Annotated in this window: 15 protein-coding genes; 8 read left to right on the top strand and 7 right to left on the bottom strand. The window is 58.8% G+C overall.

The window, feature by feature from the left end; genetic code table 11:
• Positions 1 to 64: 64 nt before the first annotated feature.
• The 4 genes from RHM65_RS21375 to hutH form a co-directional block, all read right to left on the bottom strand.
• Entirely contained in the window at positions 65 to 901 is an 837-nt protein-coding gene (locus RHM65_RS21375) for a transporter substrate-binding domain-containing protein (protein WP_322169103.1), read from the bottom strand.
• A 124-nt stretch (positions 902 to 1,025) separates the two neighbouring features.
• Positions 1,026 to 2,402 (bottom strand): FAD-binding oxidoreductase, encoded by a 1,377-nt coding sequence (locus tag RHM65_RS21370; RefSeq protein WP_322169106.1) that lies wholly within the window; start codon positions 2,400 to 2,402, stop codon positions 1,026 to 1,028.
• Positions 2,403 to 2,411: 9 nt separating this feature from the next.
• Entirely contained in the window at positions 2,412 to 3,605 is a 1,194-nt protein-coding gene (locus RHM65_RS21365) for an alpha-hydroxy acid oxidase (protein WP_322169108.1), read from the bottom strand.
• A 6-nt stretch (positions 3,606 to 3,611) separates the two neighbouring features.
• Positions 3,612 to 5,141, bottom strand: a complete 1,530-nt coding sequence (gene hutH, locus RHM65_RS21360) for a histidine ammonia-lyase (RefSeq protein WP_322169111.1) — start codon at positions 5,139 to 5,141, stop codon at positions 3,612 to 3,614.
• A 378-nt stretch (positions 5,142 to 5,519) separates the two neighbouring features.
• On the opposite strand from hutH, the gene RHM65_RS21355 reads away from it, so the two are divergent.
• Positions 5,520 to 6,482, top strand: coding sequence for an isopenicillin N synthase family dioxygenase (locus RHM65_RS21355; protein WP_322169114.1), 963 nt, complete (start codon positions 5,520 to 5,522; stop codon positions 6,480 to 6,482).
• A 114-nt stretch (positions 6,483 to 6,596) separates the two neighbouring features.
• Here RHM65_RS21355 and RHM65_RS21350 read toward each other — a convergent pair whose 3' ends face one another.
• Complete coding sequence (locus tag RHM65_RS21350; protein WP_322169117.1) at positions 6,597 to 7,790, bottom strand: amino acid aminotransferase; 1,194 nt, start codon at positions 7,788 to 7,790, stop codon at positions 6,597 to 6,599.
• 330 nt (positions 7,791 to 8,120) lie between these two features.
• Here RHM65_RS21350 and uvrB point away from each other — a divergent pair, with 330 nt between their 5' ends.
• Positions 8,121 to 10,136 (top strand): excinuclease ABC subunit UvrB, encoded by a 2,016-nt coding sequence (gene uvrB / locus RHM65_RS21345; RefSeq protein ID WP_322169120.1) that lies wholly within the window; start codon positions 8,121 to 8,123, stop codon positions 10,134 to 10,136.
• A 482-nt stretch (positions 10,137 to 10,618) separates the two neighbouring features.
• On the opposite strand, the gene RHM65_RS21340 is transcribed toward uvrB, so the two are convergent.
• Complete coding sequence (locus RHM65_RS21340) at positions 10,619 to 11,677, bottom strand: patatin-like phospholipase family protein (RefSeq protein WP_322169123.1); 1,059 nt, start codon at positions 11,675 to 11,677, stop codon at positions 10,619 to 10,621.
• A 150-nt stretch (positions 11,678 to 11,827) separates the two neighbouring features.
• On the opposite strand from RHM65_RS21340, the gene RHM65_RS21335 reads away from it, so the two are divergent.
• The 6 genes from RHM65_RS21335 to RHM65_RS21310 all read left to right on the top strand — a co-directional run bounded on the left by RHM65_RS21335 (position 11,828) and on the right by RHM65_RS21310 (position 17,791).
• Entirely contained in the window at positions 11,828 to 12,106 is a 279-nt protein-coding gene (locus RHM65_RS21335; protein WP_322169126.1) for a hypothetical protein, read from the top strand.
• A 138-nt stretch (positions 12,107 to 12,244) separates the two neighbouring features.
• Positions 12,245 to 13,162: an AAA family ATPase gene (locus tag RHM65_RS21330; RefSeq protein WP_322169129.1), complete on the top strand. Its 918-nt coding sequence runs from the start codon at positions 12,245 to 12,247 to the stop codon at positions 13,160 to 13,162.
• Positions 13,162 to 14,127, top strand: coding sequence for a DUF58 domain-containing protein (locus RHM65_RS21325; protein ID WP_416194767.1), 966 nt, complete (start codon positions 13,162 to 13,164; stop codon positions 14,125 to 14,127). The genes RHM65_RS21330 and RHM65_RS21325 overlap by 1 nt, the downstream gene beginning before the upstream one ends.
• Positions 14,124 to 16,118 (top strand): DUF3488 and transglutaminase-like domain-containing protein, encoded by a 1,995-nt coding sequence (locus RHM65_RS21320; protein ID WP_322169134.1) that lies wholly within the window; start codon positions 14,124 to 14,126, stop codon positions 16,116 to 16,118. The genes RHM65_RS21325 and RHM65_RS21320 overlap by 4 nt, the downstream gene beginning before the upstream one ends.
• On the top strand, positions 16,119 to 16,886 hold the full coding sequence (locus RHM65_RS21315; protein ID WP_322169137.1) for a CHAD domain-containing protein: 768 nt from the start codon (positions 16,119 to 16,121) through the stop codon (positions 16,884 to 16,886).
• Between the two features lie 107 nt (positions 16,887 to 16,993).
• The gene (locus RHM65_RS21310; RefSeq protein ID WP_322169140.1) at positions 16,994 to 17,791 is read left to right on the top strand and encodes a thioesterase family protein; all 798 of its coding nucleotides are present in this window, start codon (positions 16,994 to 16,996) and stop codon (positions 17,789 to 17,791) included.
• Here the strand turns inward: RHM65_RS21310 and RHM65_RS21305 are convergent.
• Positions 17,760 to 17,966, bottom strand: coding sequence for a hypothetical protein (locus tag RHM65_RS21305; protein WP_322169143.1), 207 nt, complete (start codon positions 17,964 to 17,966; stop codon positions 17,760 to 17,762). The genes RHM65_RS21310 and RHM65_RS21305 overlap by 32 nt on opposite strands.
• Between the last annotated feature and the right edge of the window lie 32 nt (positions 17,967 to 17,998).

Here is a 17,998-nt window from a genome sequence, read left to right as displayed (position 1 = left end):
TGTCACTCCAGCATCGATAACCGCCGACCCATCCGGGTCGGCGATCCATTCATCCAACCCTGAGTTACCAGGAAGGGTCGAAATCAGCTTTCGGCACGTCCATTTCAGCGCCCAGCCATTTTTTCTGCAGGGCAGCGAGGCGGCCGTCGTCGTGCATTTTCAGCATGGCAGCGTCGAGTGCAGCGATCAGGGTGTCAGCGTCAGCATCTTTGCGACCGAGGAAGGCGAAGTAGGACTTCTTGCCGAACGGAGGCATGACCACTTTGTAGAGGTTCGGTTTTTCAGCCGCGACGTAAGACACGTTCGGTAAGGAGTTGGCTACGGCGACGATACGTTTGGCAGCCAGGTCTGCGTAGGCCTGGTTGTTGTCGACGTACTCACGGATCGTGACTTTTGCCGGCAGGGTTGCGGCAAATGCCTTGAGCTCTTCGAGCTGAGCCGAACCTTTGCCCGCACCGACGGTTTTGCCAGAAATGTCTTCAGGCTTTTTGATGGTCTCGTCTTTGGCGCCGATCATCAGCGCTACCGTTGCTTCAGCGATAGGCATTACAAAGTGATAACGCTCTTTACGCGCCTTGGTCTCGATAATCGGACCGGCCACCACGTCGAACTTCTTCGCTTCCAGGCCAGGCAACACGCTTGGCCATGGCAGGTCGAGGAACTTGACCTTCACCCCCAGCTCTTTGCCCAGTTGCTCAAACAGCTCAGAGTTCATGCCTTTCTGTTTACCGTTCTCGGTGAAGTCAAACGGTGCGAACTGCAGTTCGGTGCCGACAACCAATTCACCGGCTTTTTTCACGTCAGCCAATTGGTCGGCGTGGGCGGCGAGGGGAACGATGGCCAAGGCCATGGCAGCGCACAGGCCACCAAATGTCTTGCTGAAAAGAGAATCGAGTTGCATTGGGTAACTCCTTCAGATGAACGCTGTTGGGTGTTATGCGGATTCTTATTGATCGGTGAACATGTGTGGCGCATTGAGACTGCAGTTAGCGTGCCATACTCGTATATACAACCAGCTATCACCTTCAGCCAAGAATTTTCCCTGGGTTGAGAATGCCCCGTGGGTCATAGCAATCCTTGAGCTGCTGCATCGCCTGGCGCGCTTGGTGGCTCACTGAATGGTGAAGAAACTCGCGCTTGAGCAGGCCGATGCCATGTTCAGCCGACACCGATCCGCCGCGCTCACCGACAGCGGTATAGACCAGTTCTTCAATCTCCAAAATCGGCGCCGGTTGTGGCAGCGAATTGCAGTCCACAGTCAGGTGCAAATTGCTGTCACCGATGTGGCCGAAATACACGCTGTGGTTACCGGGCCAGCGCTGTTCCAGCCGTTGGCGACACGTTTGGGCAAACTCACCGATCTGGCCGATGGGCAAGCTGACGTCGAAATTCAGCGGGGTCAGGCGCACCGGGAATTCGCCGGTGGCTTCGCGGATCTTCCACAGCGCCCGGGCCTGGGTGTGGGAGCTGGCCAATACCGCGTCGATGACTTCTCCGGCTTCTAGCGCCGCCTCCAGCGTTTGCTCCAACACCTCTCGCGGCCCGGCGGACTCAAACAACACGTACAGCGGGTAATCCTGAGACATCGGCGCCACCGGGTTTTCCAGCCAGGACACGCCGAGGCGGAAGAAGTCTTGCCACATCAATTCATAGGCTTGCGGGGTGCCGGCGCTGCGCTGCAAACGACGGAGTAAATTCACCGCGCTGGCGTAGTCGGGCAGGGCGCAGAGCAAGGTGGTGGTTTCCCCCGGCAACGGCGCAAGCTTCAAAATGGCGCGGGTGATCACCCCAAGGGTGCCTTCGCTACCGATAAAGCACTGTTTTAGGTCATAACCACAATTGTTCTTGATCATCTTGTTCAGCAGGTTGAGCACCCGACCGTCGGCCAACACCACCTCCAGACCGAGCACCAAATCCCGAGTCATGCCGTAGCGAATCACCGCATTCCCACCGGCATTGGTCGCGATATTGCCGCCGATCTGGCACGAGCCGCGTGCGCCCAGATCCAACGGAAACAAAAAGCCTGCGTCCTGCGCCGCCTGCTGAATCTCTTGCAGGGTGGTTCCGGCCCAAACGCTGACCGTGGCCGCCGCAGAATCGATTTCTTCAATGCCGCGCAAGCGTTCCAGCGACAGGGCGATATCCGTTGCCCGAGGCACCGCACCGCCGGCCAACCCGGTCATCCCACCTTGAGGCACCACCGGCTGGCGTGCTTCATTGCAAATGCGCAAGGCGTCGGCGACCTGCTGTGTACTGCTCGGCAATAACAAGGCTGCGGGGCAGGCGGGGGCGTGGCCGGTCCAGTCGCTGTAATGCCGTTGATTAATGGCCGCGCCGGTGAGCACCGCCGCTTCACCCAGCGCCGCGCGCAATTGGTCGAGGGTTTGCTGCAAGTCGTTCATCGGTTCAGCTCACGAAAAAAGGGGGAGATTAGGTGGCAAGCGTAAGTCGTGATGATCGAGTTGACTCAGGTCCGGCTTGCCCAGCAATGACAGGGCCAGACGCAATTCCTGCGCCAGCAGATCAAGCGCGTGTCCGGCACCGGCTTGACCGCCCACGGCCACGCCGTACAGGGTCGCCCGGCCCAACAGCACAGCATCGGCGCCCAGCGCGCAGGCTTTTAAAACGTCCGTGCCCCGGCGCACACCACTGTCGAGCAGCAGCGTAAGTTTGCCTTTGGCCACGGCGGCAATCGCCGGCAAGCACTCGATGCTGGCCGGCGCACCGTCCAATTGCCGACCGCCATGGTTGCTGACCACCAGACCGTCAAGACCCAGCGCGATGGCTTTTTCCGCATCGGCGGGGTGCAGCACGCCTTTAAGCACCAATCGATGCGGCCAGCTGTCGCGCAAGCGGGCCAAGGCATTCCAATCGAGACCGGTGTCCATTTGTGCCCCGATAAAGTGCGCGGCGCCTTCGATGGTGCGTTGGTCAGCGGGCAGATAGCGTTCGACATTGGCCATAATCGGCAGTCCGTGGGGCCACAGCGCCTGCTTGATCCAACGTGGATGGCGCAGCACGTCGAGCTTATTACGCAGGCTCAAATGCCGGGGTCTAACGAAGTTGCGCTTGTCCCATTCACGGTTGCCCAGCAGCACCGCGTCGCTGGTCAATAACAGTGTTTTGCAACCAACGGCATCGGCCCGTTTCAGCAAATCGCTCTGCACCGCCGGGTCGCGAAAGCAATAAAGCTGGAACCATAAATTGACCCCAGGTACTGCCGTTACCACTTGCTCTAATGAGCTGGTAGACACCGTACTCAAGGTAAACGGCAAGCCGCGCGCGGTGGCGGCTCGAGCCAGTTGTATATCGGCCTCGCGGTAGAGCATGCCGTTGTAACCGGTGGGGCCTATGACCATGGGCAACGGTAACGACGCGCCGAGCACGCAACAGCGGGTGGGCGCGTCGAGGCAGGGCACCAAGGTCTGTGGCAGTAAACCAATCTCGGAAAAGGCCTGTCGATTGCGCTTGAGCGTTACTTCTTCTTCGGCACCGCCTTCTAGGTATTCCCAGGCAAAAATCGGCAGACGCTGATGCGCCATTGAGGCCAATTCAGCAATGCTGTGGGCGCGACGAAAGTCGCTGCCGGTATGATAGCGGCGCATGCCGGCTTAACCGTGTAAACGCTGGAAAGGCAACCAGCGGCCGAACGCCCCGCCTTCAACCCACGCCCGCGCGGCAGCAATGTCCGGTGCGAAGTAACGGTCTTCATCGTAGTGCGGGACTTCGCTGCGAATCATCGTCAGCACTTCACTGAGCAATTTCGACGTCTTTAATGGCGCGTGCAAGTCGATGCCTTGGGCGGCAGCCAGTAGTTCAATGGCAACCACCGCGCTGCTGTTACCGGCCATGTCCAACAACCGCCGCGCCGCGAAGGTCGCCATCGACACATGGTCTTCCTGGTTGGCGGAGGTGGGCAAACTGTCCACCGAGGCAGGGTGCGCCAGGGTTTTGTTTTCTGACGCGAGGGCGGCGGCAGTTACTTGAGCGATCATGAAGCCGGAATTCAAACCGCCTTCGCGCACTAGGAACGCTGGCAGCCCGGAGAGTGCCGGGTCCACCAGTTGCGCAATACGCCGCTCCGACAACGCGCCAATTTCTGAAATCGCCAGTGCCAAAACGTCAGAGGCCATGGCCACCGGCTCGGCGTGGAAGTTACCGCCGGAGAGCACATCACCGTCCGCACTGAACACCAGCGGGTTGTCGGACACCGCATTGGCTTCGCGCAGGAAAACACCGGCGGCGAAGCGCATATGATCCAGGCACGCGCCCATCACTTGGGGCTGGCAGCGCAGGGAATAGGGGTCTTGCACGCGGCCGCAATCACGGTGGGATTCGCGGATGTCACTGTGGGCGAGTAATTCACGGTAAAACAGCGCCACGTCGATTTGCCCCGGTTGACCGCGCACGGCTTGAATCCGTGCGTCGAACGGCACGTCCGAACCTTTCAGCGCATCGACGCTGAGGCTGCCGGCCACCACGGCGGCACTGAACAGCTTTTCGGCAGCGAACAAACCGCGCAAGGCGAGGGCGGTGGACACTTGGGTGCCATTGATCAAGGCCAGGCCTTCCTTCGGTCCCAGCACCATCGGTTCAAGGCCAGCCAGTGCTAAACCTTCAACCGCGTCCATTTCCCGGCCTTCATGACGAACCCGGCCAACGCCGATCAACACCGCCGACATGTGCGCCAAGGGTGCAAGGTCGCCGGACGCGCCTACCGAACCTTGGGACGCAATACACGGATAGACCTTGGCGGCGTACAGCGCACTCAACGCCTGAATCACTTCCCAGCGAATCCCCGAGAACCCCCTAGCCAGGGAACCGACCTTGAGCGCCATGATCAAGCCGACGCTTGCGTCATCCAACAACGGCCCGGTGCCGGTGCAGTGCGACAACAGCAAGTTGCGTTGCAGCTTGGCCAGCGACTCGGTAGGAATCGACGTACGCGCCAACAGGCCAAAGCCGGTGTTGATGCCGTAGACCGTGCGTTGGTTGGCGATGATGTCGTTGACTGTTTGAGTGCTGGCGTCCACTGCACCGCGCGCCGCTGAGTCAAGTTCGAACGGAGCGTGGTGCTGATAGATAACGCGCAACTGCTCAAGGGTAAATTGGCCGGGCGTAAGCAGCAGTGTCGCGTGCATGGTGAGTGTCCTGAATGCGGTGTAGGAGAGGCGGCCACATGAGCCTGTATATACAGGTAAGGCAAGATGCAGGCCAACGCATCGGCAGATGCTCTTCAGCGGCGTTCATGCGGCTCTCTTGCGGGTGCTCCATAAGTCCGTGTCCCCAGCCTGTTACGCAATTGTCACTGAAAGTTGCACCTATTGAGGTCATTGCGCACAGCACTGGGGCAAAGAGAAACCCCGGTATGACGGGGCGAGGTCTGGCTTCTTCGCCGGATCTTCAAACAAATCGCGTTGGCGTGCGGGTTTACGACATAGCCAGCAACACGCGGCACAGTAAATGCTTATGCCTGTATATACCGGTTAATTTCTGAGACCTATCTGACAGGAGCAAATATGACCTCCAGCGCCAATCTCCCTTTAATCGACATGTCCGGTGTTCGCGAAGGCGATCAAGCCAGTATTCGCCGAGCGGGCGACGCGATTCGCCAGGCCTGCAGTGACATTGGCTTCTTCTACATCGTCAATCACGGCGTCCCCCAACCCGTGATCGACCGCGCCATGGCGGCGGCTGCGCAGTTCTTCGCTTACCCCGCCGACACCAAACGCCAAGTCGCCGTCAACAACCGCCACCGTGGCTGGCACGCATTGGGCGGGGCGCTGATGTACGAAGCGACCAAGCCAGACCTCAAGGAGTTTTTCAGCATCGGTTTGGAATTGCCCGACGATGACCCGAGCGTATTAGCCGGTGAAGCCTTGCGCGGCCCCAATCAATGGCCGGCGTTCATGCCCGAACTGCAAGCGGCGCTGGGCGAGTACTACGTGGAAATCGGCAAAGCCGGCGCGGATTTATTAGTGGCCGTGGCGACTGGGCTAGGCATTGAGAGTGACTTCTTCAGCGGCAAGTACCACAAGCCCCTGCAACGCACGCAAATGGTCTACTACCCACCGCACCCGCCTGTGGCCGAGTCCGACCAATTCGGCGTTGCGCCCCACACCGATTACGGCTGCATCACCTTGCTGTATCAAGACAACAGCGGTGGTTTGCAAGTGCGTGAGTTGAGCAGCAACCGTTGGATAGACGCCACACCAATTCCCGGCAGCTTGGTGGTCAACGTCGGCGACTTGCTGGCGCATTGGTCGAACAACCGCTTCCGTTCGACGTTACACCGAGTGATCAATAAGTCCGGTCACGAACGTTACTCCATTGCAACCTTCTTCGACCCAACCTACAGCGCCGTGGTCGACCCGTGCGATTTGGGAATAAAGGCCGCCAGCAGCTTGTACCCGCCCGTCGCGGCAGGGGATTACATCCTAAAGCGCATAGATGACTCGATGGCGTATCGGAAGAAGGTTTGAAAGGCAGAGCCCGCTTCCCGAATAAATTCGGTCCCACAGGGGTGAACTGACCGTGGGACCGAATTCATTCGGGAAGGTCGCGGCGCGGTGTTTCAGACACACCGCGCCACCGGCTTAAATCACCTGAACAATCGCCTTGATCACTGCATCGATGTTGTTGCGGTTCAGCGCAGCCACGCAGATGCGCCCGGTGTCCAGCGCGTAGATACCGAACTCGGTCCGCAGTCGACCCACTTCGGCACTGGTCAGCCCCGAGTAGGAAAACATGCCGCGTTGGCGTCCGACGAAGCTGAAGTCGCGGTCAGTTAGTGCCGCGAGGCCATCGACCATGGCTTGGCGCATGCCGCGAATCCGAAGGCGCATTTCGCCGAGTTCTTGTTCCCACACAGCACGCAGCTCAGGGCTGTTCAACACCGCCGCCACGATCGCTGCGCCGTGGGTAGGCGGGTTGGAGTAGTTGGTGCGGATCACACGCTTGACTTGGGACAGCACTCGGGCGGTCTCGTCTTTCGAGTCGGTCACAATCGACAATGCGCCGACGCGTTCGCCATACAGCGAGAACGATTTCGAGAACGAGCTGGAGGCAAAGAACGTCAGGCCAGATTCAGCGAACAGGCGCACAGCCGCCGCGTCTTCTTCGATACCGTCGCCGAAGCCTTGGTAAGCCATGTCCAGGAACGGTACGTGGCCCTTGGCTTTAAGCACTTCAAGGATTTTTTTCCAATCGTCGGGAGCCAAATCGACGCCGGTCGGGTTGTGGCAGCAGGCGTGCAACACCACAATCGAACCGGACGGCAGGTTCTGCAAATCGTCCAGCATCCCGGAACGGTCGATGTCGTGGCTGGTCGCATCATAGTAGCGATAGTTTTGCACCGGAAAACCGGCGGCCTCGAACAGCGCACGGTGGTTTTCCCAGCTTGGGTCGCTGATGGCCACCACGGCGTTTGGATTGAGCTGTTTGAGGAAGTCCGCGCCGATTTTCAACGCGCCGGTACCGCCGACGGCCTGAACGGTTAGCACCCGGCCGGAGGACAGCAGGGGAGATTCAGCGCCGAACAACAGTTTTTGTACCGCAAGGTCGTAAGCGGCGATGCCGTCGATGGGCAAATAACCGCGCGCTGCATGTTGAGCCACGCGAGACGCCTCAGCGTCGGCAACGGCACGCAGGAGTGGAACTCGTCCCTCTTCGTTGCAGTACACGCCCACGCCAAGGTTCACTTTGTGCGTGCGAGTATCGGCATTGAATGCTTCGTTGAGGCCCAGGATTGGATCACGGGGTGCCATTTCGACAGCGGAGAACAGGCTCATTTTTGCGACGGCTCTGAATGGAGGAGTGAAGGGGTACAACGCTCCGGCCGATTGCACTAGAGCGGTGCACAAACGGGGAGCTAGTATAGAGGCCATCGTTGCGCGCGGCGACAGCTGGCGGGGCGTTTTTTGCGGGTTTTTCAGTTTATTTTCAGTGTGGCGATAAAATGACAAGGCTTATTGTTTAACCTCTTGTGAGCCCGGCCGCTTGAAAGGTTAGGCTGCCGACTCCATTTGTAGTGTCTTCGCGTATTTCCCGGCGGCATCATCGTTCGCAGTTTCTCGTTTTTGCCCGGCTGTTGCGCGCCGAAATGTACCCAGAGGTCACTTATGCCTGAGTTCCAGCTCGTAACCCGTTTCGAACCGGCCGGTGATCAGCCGGAAGCCATTCGCCTGATGGTCGAAGGGATCGAGGCCGGGCTGTCACACCAAACATTACTGGGCGTTACCGGCTCGGGCAAAACCTTCAGCATCGCCAATGTGATCGCGCAGGTGCAGCGTCCGACCTTGGTGCTGGCGCCGAACAAAACCTTGGCGGCCCAGCTGTATGGCGAGTTCAAGGCGTTTTTCCCCAACAATGCTGTGGAATATTTCGTTTCTTATTACGATTATTACCAGCCCGAAGCCTACGTGCCGTCGTCAGATACGTTCATCGAGAAAGACGCCTCGATCAACGACCACATTGAGCAAATGCGCCTTTCCGCGACTAAAGCGCTGTTAGAGCGCAAAGACGCCATCATTGTGACCACGGTGTCCTGCATCTACGGCCTTGGTAGCCCCGAGACGTACCTGAAAATGGTGCTGCACGTTGACCGTGGCGACAAACTCGATCAGCGCGCGCTGCTGCGGCGTCTGGCGGACTTGCAGTACACCCGCAACGACATGGACTTTGCCCGGGCCACCTTCCGCGTGCGCGGCGACGTCATCGACGTCTACCCAGCGGAATCGGACCTCGAAGCGATCCGCATCGAGTTGTTCGACGACGAAGTGGAGAGCCTGTCGGCCTTCGACCCGTTGACCGGTGAAGTGATTCGCAAACTGCCGCGTTTTACGTTCTACCCGAAAAGCCACTACGTCACTCCGCGAGAAACCTTGGTCGATGCCATGGAGCACATCAAGGTCGAGCTTAAGGAGCGCTTGGACTACCTGCGCAGCAACAACAAACTGGTGGAAGCCCAGCGCCTTGAGCAGCGCACCCGGTTTGACCTGGAAATGATTCTTGAACTGGGTTACTGCAACGGCATCGAAAACTACTCGCGCTACTTGTCCGGGCGTCCCTCCGGCGCGCCGCCGCCGACGCTGTACGACTATTTGCCCGCTGATGCGTTGTTGGTGATCGACGAATCACACGTCAGCGTGCCGCAAGTCGGCGCGATGTATAAAGGCGACCGTTCGCGCAAAGAAACCCTGGTCGAATACGGCTTCCGTTTGCCATCGGCGTTGGATAACCGACCGATGCGCTTCGATGAATGGGAAGGGGTTAGCCCGCAGACGATTTTTGTTTCGGCCACGCCGGGCAACTACGAAGCCGAACATGCCGGTCGGGTGATCGAGCAGTTGGTGCGGCCTACCGGTTTGGTTGACCCGCAGATCGAAATCCGCCCGGCGCTGACGCAGGTGGATGACCTGCTTTCGGAAATCGGCAAGCGCGTGGCGTTGGGTGAGCGAGTGTTGGTGACCACCTTGACCAAGCGGATGTCCGAAGACCTTACCGACTACCTCGCCGACCACGGCTGCCGCGTGCGCTATTTGCACTCGGACATCGACACCGTAGAGCGGGTCGAGATTATTCGTGACCTGCGCTTGGGCATATTCGACGTGTTGGTGGGCATCAACCTTTTGCGTGAAGGTTTGGACATGCCGGAAGTGTCGCTGGTGGCGATTCTCGATGCGGATAAAGAAGGCTTCCTGCGCTCAGAGCGCTCGCTGATCCAGACCATTGGCCGGGCTGCGCGTAACCTCAATGGCCGAGCGATTCTCTATGCCGACCGCATCACCGGTTCGATGGAGCGAGCGATTGGCGAAACCGACCGCCGTCGCGACAAACAGATCGCCTACAACCTTGAACACGGGATCACGCCCAGAGGCGTTATCAAGGACGTGGCTGACATCATGGAAGGCGCCACCGTGCCGGGCTCGCGCAGTAAAAAGCGCAAAGGCATGGCCAAAGCCGCCGAGGAAAACGCCAAATACGAAGCCGAGTTGCGCACACCTGGTGAGATCGGCAAGCGCATTCGTCAACTGGAAGAAAAAATGTACCAACTCGCCCGCGACCTCGAATTCGAAGCCGCTGCGCAGATGCGCGATGAGATTGGTAAGTTGCGCGAGCGATTGTTGGTGGTTTGATAACCCGTGCAAAGTCTGTAGGAGATTCCGCCCCATCTTCGAAGCCGGGCTGTCGCGCAGAACTGGGTGGCACTTTGTTTGGCTAGGAGTTGCAGAGTGTCAGGACTGAGGCCTTCCCGAATAAATTCGGTCCCACGGATTTTGGCGATGCACAAACTTTTGTAGGAGCTGCCGAAGGTTGCGATCAGATGTTCAGTGCCTACTATTCCGTGTCTGCCAAAGACTCAGTGGGAGTTGGCTTGCCAACGAAAGCAGCAATACAGGCGACCCAGGTTTCAAGTCGACATCAGCGGCGTGACTACGGGCCTCTTCGCAGGCAAGCCTGCTCCCACAGTATCTGCGGCTGCTTGATATCAACCGTGTCAATGAAACCCCGGAGCCGTACTGGCTTCGCTGCCACACACCGCACTCACCTTGGATTCTCCTCTGCTGACACAAGCTGCCGAAGGCTGCGATAGGCCCGAAGGACCTGACCGGCTGGCTCAATGATTATGCTCGGCCTCATACCGGTCCAATGTATCCCTGGCGATCTCTCGTCCCAGCGCGATCAATTCTGGCGCTTTGTAAAACTCGAAAAACCGGCACACACGTTTGGGCACGTTGATCAAGATATCCGGCGGATATCCGGCGATCTTGTACTGCGCCAATGACGTTTGCATCACCTCGAAGCTCTGGTTGATCAAGTCCAGCAACGACGCAGGACCCACGTTGTCGATGATGAACGAACCGCTGGCGGAACTCGGTGCGCCTTCGCCCGTCGGTGCAGCGGACGGTTGCTGCGCTTGTGGGTTGGCATCCTCGTTCAACCAAGGATTGGCAATCGTCGCGCTGCTGGACTTGAGGCTGTCCTGCTCCAGGCGCAAAACCTCAAGGTCATTCGTCGGCTCCAATTTGCGGCGAAACGGCAGGTGCGAACCCAATGAATTGATCAAATTGTCGAAGCGCTTTTTCACCGCAGGCGGGCGTTCAATCACCGGTAGCTGATAGTGCTTCTGGTTGGTCGAGTTGAGGTTGACCGCAATGATCAAATCACAATGGCTGGACACTACTGGCACGATGGGCAATGGGTTGAGCAGACCGCCATCTACCAGCATCCTATTGCCCTGCATCACCGGGGTGAACAAGCTTGGAATCGCTGCCGAGGCGCGCATCGCCTGGTGCAAGCAGCCTTCCTGAAACCAGATTTCCTGCTGGTTGGTCAGGTCGGTGGCGACTGCGGTGTAAGGAATGCGCAGGTCTTCGATATTGATTTCACCGACAATCTCGCGAATCTGACCAAACACCTTTTCCCCTCGAATCGCCCCCAAACGAAAGCTGACATCCACCAGCCGCAGCACGTCGAGGTAGTCCAGGCTTTCAATCCACTCACGGTATTCCTTGAGCTTGCCCGCCGCATAAACGCCGCCAACCACCGCGCCCATAGAGCAGCCTGCGACGCAGGCAATGTCGTAGCCGCGCCGCTCCAACTCTTCAATCACGCCAATGTGCGCGTAACCCCGCGCACCGCCTGAACCGAGCACCAGTGCTATTCGTTTTTTCATGTTCTTTCCCTGATCGCAGTGACCCCACCATACGCGTGAAGCAGCCCCGCAGGAACTGAGTTACCCTTGCCGACGCTCGGCTATGGCACTTTCCCGTGCCGGTATCGTCAAAGCCCCGCATGACTATATTTTATTTTTGAGGGAACACCGATGAAAGCCTGGATCTGTTTGCCATTGATTGCGTTGGTTCTCGCAGGTTGTGCCGGTAAAACCGCGTACCGCGAAACCTGTGGAAGTGAACTCGATGCCGCCTGGCACGAGCTGGACTTGGCAAAAGCCGAAGGCTTCGCGGGTACTGTCAGCTACTCCAAAGCCCTGTCGCTGTTGACCGGTGCTAAAACTCAACAGCAGTTCGAAGCCTATGAAGGCTGTTCAGAAAAGGCTGAGAAGGCGCGCTTCTACATCAAGGAATCCCGCGCGGGTCGTTGATACACGTGTAATTTTCCGCGCTTTCATCTGAAGCCACCGAGCGCAATCTGCACTCGGTGGCTTTTGTGTTGTGGGGTCTGGTTAAAGTCGCTGCACTGACCTTACAGTGGCTGCTTATCTGGCGGGGGAGGCTTTTTAATGGGCAGTAAACTCGACGCATGCCTCAACGCCGTCAATGAAGTGGTGCTGGGCAAGGACGCGCAGGTGCGTTTGGCCCTGACCTGCCTGTTGGCCGGCGGGCATTTACTGATCGAAGACTTGCCCGGCATGGGCAAGACGACCCTCAGCCATACGCTGGCCAAGGTTCTGGGCCTGAGTTTTCAACGGATTCAGTTCACCTCGGACCTGTTGCCGGGTGACATTCTGGGCACGTCAGTGTTTGATCGTGACACCGGGCAATTTACCTTTCACCCAGGGCCGATTTTCGCCGAGCTGGTGCTGGCCGATGAAATCAACCGGGCCACGCCGAAAAGCCAAAGCGCGTTGCTCGAAGCCATGGAAGAGGGCCAAGTCACCATTGAGGGCGCAACCCGTCCGCTGCCTGATCCGTTTTTTGTGATCGCCACGCAGAACCCCTTCAGTCAGGGTGGAACCTTTGCGTTGCCGGAATCACAGCTCGACCGGTTTTTGATGCGTTTGTCGTTGGGCTATCCAGCAAAGGCAGCCGAGAAGGCATTGTTGCAGGGCGAGCCCCGGCGGGATTTGCTGCCCCGTGTGCAGGCCATCCTCAACCACGCTGAATTAGCCGCATTGCAAACCTTGGTCCGACGCGTGCGCGCCAGTGATGCGTTGGTCGATTACATCTTGCGGCTGGTGGACGCTACCCGCAGTCAGGCGCAGTTTGCCTGGGGCTTGTCGCCCAGGGCGAGTTTGGCGATTCTCGCCGCGGCTCGGGCCTGGGCGTTATTGGCGGACCGGGATTACGTCATCCCGGAAGATGTGCAAGCGGTGCTGCCCTCGGTGGTCGGCCATCGATTGCGTGAGCGATCCGATCCCACCGGGCATGGTGGTGGGCTGTTAGTGCAATGGCTACTGCGTGAGGTGCCCGTGCTGTGATGGATCCGCTCAAACCGTTTTGGCAACGCTGGCTGGCGCGGCGAATACCGCCCGCGTCCCGCGTTGAGTTGAATCACCGCCGAATCTTCATCATGCCCACCCGCACCGGGGCGACCTTCGCACTGGTGCTGGTTCTGATGTTGTTGGTAGCGATCAACTATCAAAACAGTCTGGCGTACGGTTTGACCTTCCTGCTGATGTCGGTGGCGATCCTGACGATCCTGCACACCTTCCGCAACCTCAGTGGTTTGGTGCTCAGTGCCGGCTCCGCGCGTTCGGTGTTCGTCGGTGAGCCCCTTCTGCTACGCCTGCGTCTGGAAAGTACCAAACGCTCCCATCAGGCGATTGCGCTGGGCTGGGACGCGAAGCACTTGCAGGCGTTGGATGTGCCCAGCGCCGGCCTGGCAGAAATCGATATCGATTTGCCCGCGCTGGTCCGAGGCTGGTTGCGGGCGCCCCGGTTGCGGGTCGAGAGCGTATTTCCCCTGAGTATCTTCCGCGCCTGGAGCTGGCTGGACTTGCAGCAGTCAGTGTTGATCTACCCACGACCCTTGGCGGGCACGATGCCGCTGTTGAAAGGCGCACAGCCCCACGCAGAGGATCAAGGCGCGGCCACCCAAGGGCCGGGGGTCGATGATTACCAAGGGCTAAAACCCTATCAGTCGGGCGATTCCCGGCGACGCTTGCACTGGAAGGCTTATTCCCGTGGCCAAGGGCTGTTGATCAAAGACTTTACCGATGTTAGCGGCCACGACCTGTGCCTGGATTTTATGGCATTGGGCGGTGACATCGAAGAGCGCCTGTCGCGCTTGTGCTATTGGGTGCTGGAGCTGTCCCAGCGCCGGCAACCGTTCGCCCTGCGCCTGCCGGGTTTTCTGTTGGCATCGAGCAGTGGCAACGAGCACCGCGAAGCTTGTTTGCAAGCGCTGGCGTTGTTTGGCACGTCCTCCGGTGGTCAGCAATGAACCTGAGCCTGCCGATTCCCCGTGCCAGCCTGATCTGGCTGTTACTGGCGCAGGCTTTGGTCACCGTGCCGTTTTTGGCGCATTTACCGTTCTGGATGATTGGCCTTTGGTTGGGCTGTACCGCGTGGCGGGTCCAAGTGATGCGCATGCGTGCGGAATTTCCAGGCACCTTGCTCAAGTTGGTGTTGTTCCTGGCGACCATCGCGGGGGTGTTTTTGTCTAGGGGCAGTTTGGTCGGGCTGGATGCCGGGGCTTCATTGCTGCTGGGGGCCTTCATCTTGAAAACCCTGGAAATGGGCAGCCGCCGCGATGCGTTGGTGTTGATTTTTCTCGGCTTTTTTTGTGTGGCGGTGGGTTACCTCTTTGAAGACGGCTTGCCGTGGGGTCTGTATTCGTTATTGCCGGTGAGCATGCTGTTGGCGGGGTTGATTGGCCTGCAGCAGACAACCTCAATGAGCAAACCGTCTGACGCGCTGAAACTAGCGGCAAAGCTGATGCTGCAGGCCGTGCCATTGATGCTGTTGTTGTTTCTGTTCTTTCCTCGACTGGAACCGTTGTGGTCGTTGCCACAACCCAGTAACAAGGGCGTGACCGGGCTGTCCGACAATATGGCTCCGGGGGATATGGCCGAACTGAGCCGTTCGCCGGCGTTGGTGTTTCGGGCCAGCTTTGAAGGGCCGATGCCTGCGCAAAATCAGCTGTATTGGCGCGCACTGACCCTTGAACAGTTCGACGGTCGGCGGTGGTCTCAGTCCGGCAGAGCGATGCGCATTGAACGCCCGGATTGGCAAAAGCGCGGTGATGAACGGCGTTACAGCATTGTCATGGAGCCCAGCGGTCGGCCATGGCTTGCGGCGCTGGATATCGCCGAAACCAACTTGGCTGAAGTGCGCCAGATGAATGATTTTCGCCTGCAGCGTCAACACCCGGTTGAGCAAACCCTGTTGTACAGCGTTCACTCCTGGCCCGACGCCGTGCGCGAACCGCAGCTAAGCGAGGCGACCCAACGGCAAAACCTGCAACTCCCTGCCCATGGCAACCCGCAGGCGCGAGCCTGGGCCGCAGACCTGAATCGGCGCTACCCGCAGGTGGATGCGCTGGTGGAGGCGATGTTGGCGCATTTCAGCGACGAGCCTTATCACTACACCCTCAAGCCGCCGATCCTGGGCGCTGACACCATCGATGACTTCCTTTTCAACAGTCGCAGCGGTTTCTGCGCCCACTACGCGGGCGCCATGACCTTCGTTTTGCGCGCGGCCGGGATTCCGGCACGGGTCGTGGCGGGGTACCAGGGCGGTGAATTAAACCCGGACGGTCACTACCTCAGCGTGCGTCAATTCGATGCTCATGCCTGGGTTGAATACTGGCGGCCGGGAATCGGCTGGCGCAGCGTCGACCCCACGGCCGCTGTGGCCCCGCAGCGCATCGAACAGGGCCTGGAGCAAGCGTTGGCAGCGGACGAAGCGTTCCTGGCTGACTCGCCGTTATCTGCGCTGCGATACCGAAACTTGCCTTGGCTCAATTCGTTCCGCACGAGCTGGGATAACCTCAACTATGGGTGGCAGCGCTGGGTGCTGGGTTATCAAGGGCAGCAACAGGTTCAGTTATTCAGCCGCTGGTTTGCCGGGTTTGAGGGCGCCGTGTTTTTTGCCGGCGGGGCAGTGATCATTGGCTTATTCTCGCTGTGGTTGTTCAAGCCTTGGCGGCGAGAAAACGACCCGCAACTGCGTGTATTCAAAACCTTTGAACGGCTACTGGGGCGCCACGGTCTGCAGCGAAGAGACGCGGAGGGCGCCCAGGCATTTTCACAGCGAGCAGCGCTACGGTTTCCGGCCCATGCCGTTTTGATTCTGGCGTTCGCGACTGAGTTTGAAGCGCTACGCTATGCCGGTCAGCGCCGCTCGCTGACGGTGTTAAAACGCCATTTAAGGCGGCTTCGGCGAGTTCTACCGTGGCGGTTTTCTACTATCAAGTTAATCGAGGAGGAATAAATGTCTGCATTGGTTGATCGTCTGGTCGCGCGACTGCTGGGCCTTGATGTGAAATTGATGGCCTGCCAAGCGCGGCTTTCCGCTGAAACTGACAGTGAAGCGCTGCATGATTTGCGCATCAACGTGAGGCGCCTGCGCAGCCTGCTACGACCGTTGAACGGTTTGCCCGGCGTCGAGCAGCTTGAAACGGCAGCCAAAGCGGTCGGCCAACTGACCACGCCGTTGCGCGACCGCGAGGTGTTGGTCGGCTATTTGGAGCAACGGGGCATGGCCGAAGCGGCTCGTCAGCGCAGTCGTTCGTTAAGCGACGCGTATTTGGGGGTTGCATCGTCGGCGCAACTGAATCAATTGTTCAGCGTGCTGGATGCCTTTCCGCGTTTCCTTCGGGCTTCGCAGCATCAAGGACTGCTGCACGACCTGAAAAAGCGCATCGAAACTCGCTTGAACAAGCAGTGGAAGAAACTGCATCAGACGATTGATGACCCGGCTCATGATCGCCATCGTCTGCGTTTGCTGATCAAGCGCGTGCGTTACGCCGCCGAGGCCTATCCCGAGCTGGATAAAACCAGCCAAACCACGCAAAAGCGGCTTAAAGAAGCGCAAACCGCCTTGGGCGACTGGCACGATCATTTGCAGTGGCTAGCGCAAGCTCAGGAGCACACTGACCTGCTGCGTTGCGTGCCGGGTTGGGAACGGGACATCGAGACCGCTGAGACCAATGCAGACCGGGCGTTGGAGCGTCTGGGTAAGGCATGTTTCAAAAAATAAATCCTTTTCAGGCGTCAGTTTGGCGTAAATGAACTCTGCGCAGGGGCACCGTGCTGGTTAAGATTCGGGCAATGTTCTTTCGCCGGTTTACCAGACATGAGGTTTGCATGAGTTTTTCCGACCTGGTTGACGCTGTACGTGACAACCCTCTTTCAGTCGTTATTCCTGCTGAGTGGGCCCAAGGTCGGGCCTGTTTCGGCGGGCTCATGGCGGCGTTGCAGTTTGAAGCGATGCGCGCCAAGGTGCCGGCAGATCGGCCGGTTCGTTCGCTGGCGCTGACCTTTGTCGGGCCCGCTGCGCCCGGCGTCCCCATCAGTTTTGAGGTCGAGGTATTGCGCGAGGGCAAAGCCGTCAGCCAAGTGCTGGGCCGCGCGATGCAGGGTGACCAGGTCATGACCCTTATTCAGGGCAGCTTTGGTGCGCCTCGGGTATCGGCAATTTCGGTTCAGGCCGATCCGGCGCCGACGCTGAAGTCAGTGGATGAGTGTCTGGAGTTACCGTTTATCCCCGGAATCACCCCGGAGTACCTACGCTTCATGAGTATGCGTTGGGGATTGGGGGGACTTCCGTTCAGCAATACGCCCTCCCGGGAAATCGGTGGTTACGTACGGTTGCGCGGGGATGTCAAAAACGAGCCCCTGACCGAAACCCACTTATTGGCATTGGTCGATACCTGGCCGCCTGCGCTGTTGCCACATTTGAGCAAGCCGGCGCCCGGAAGCTCACTGACCTGGACCATCGAGTTCGTGCAGCCGTTGCCGAAGTTGAATACCCATGACTGGTGCATGTACCGCGCAGTGATTGAGCATGCCCGCGACGGTTACGGTCACACCGCCGCCGCGCTGTGGACCCCAAGCGGTGAGTTGGTGGCGATCAGTCGTCAGACGGTAACGGTGTTTGGCTAAACGCCTTTGCCGCGACCAGTGCAATAACACCAATGGCCACCGATGGCAGGCTCGACTCAAGAAAACCATCCACCAACAGCAATCCGGCGACGATGGACAGCGGCAAGGCAAGAACCCGTAACGCGCTGTCGGTGTAAGCACCGGAGTGTCCGATAGTTGCTAATAATTTGCTCATGGTAAGGGCCTCTTCAAGCATTAATTCAATGT

It is taken from the genome of Pseudomonas sp. CCI4.2 (assembly GCF_034350045.1).
Taxonomy (GTDB): Bacteria; Pseudomonadota; Gammaproteobacteria; order Pseudomonadales; family Pseudomonadaceae; genus Aquipseudomonas.
Note: the sequence above shows the minus strand (reverse complement) of the source record. Positions and strands in the feature narration are given on the sequence as shown.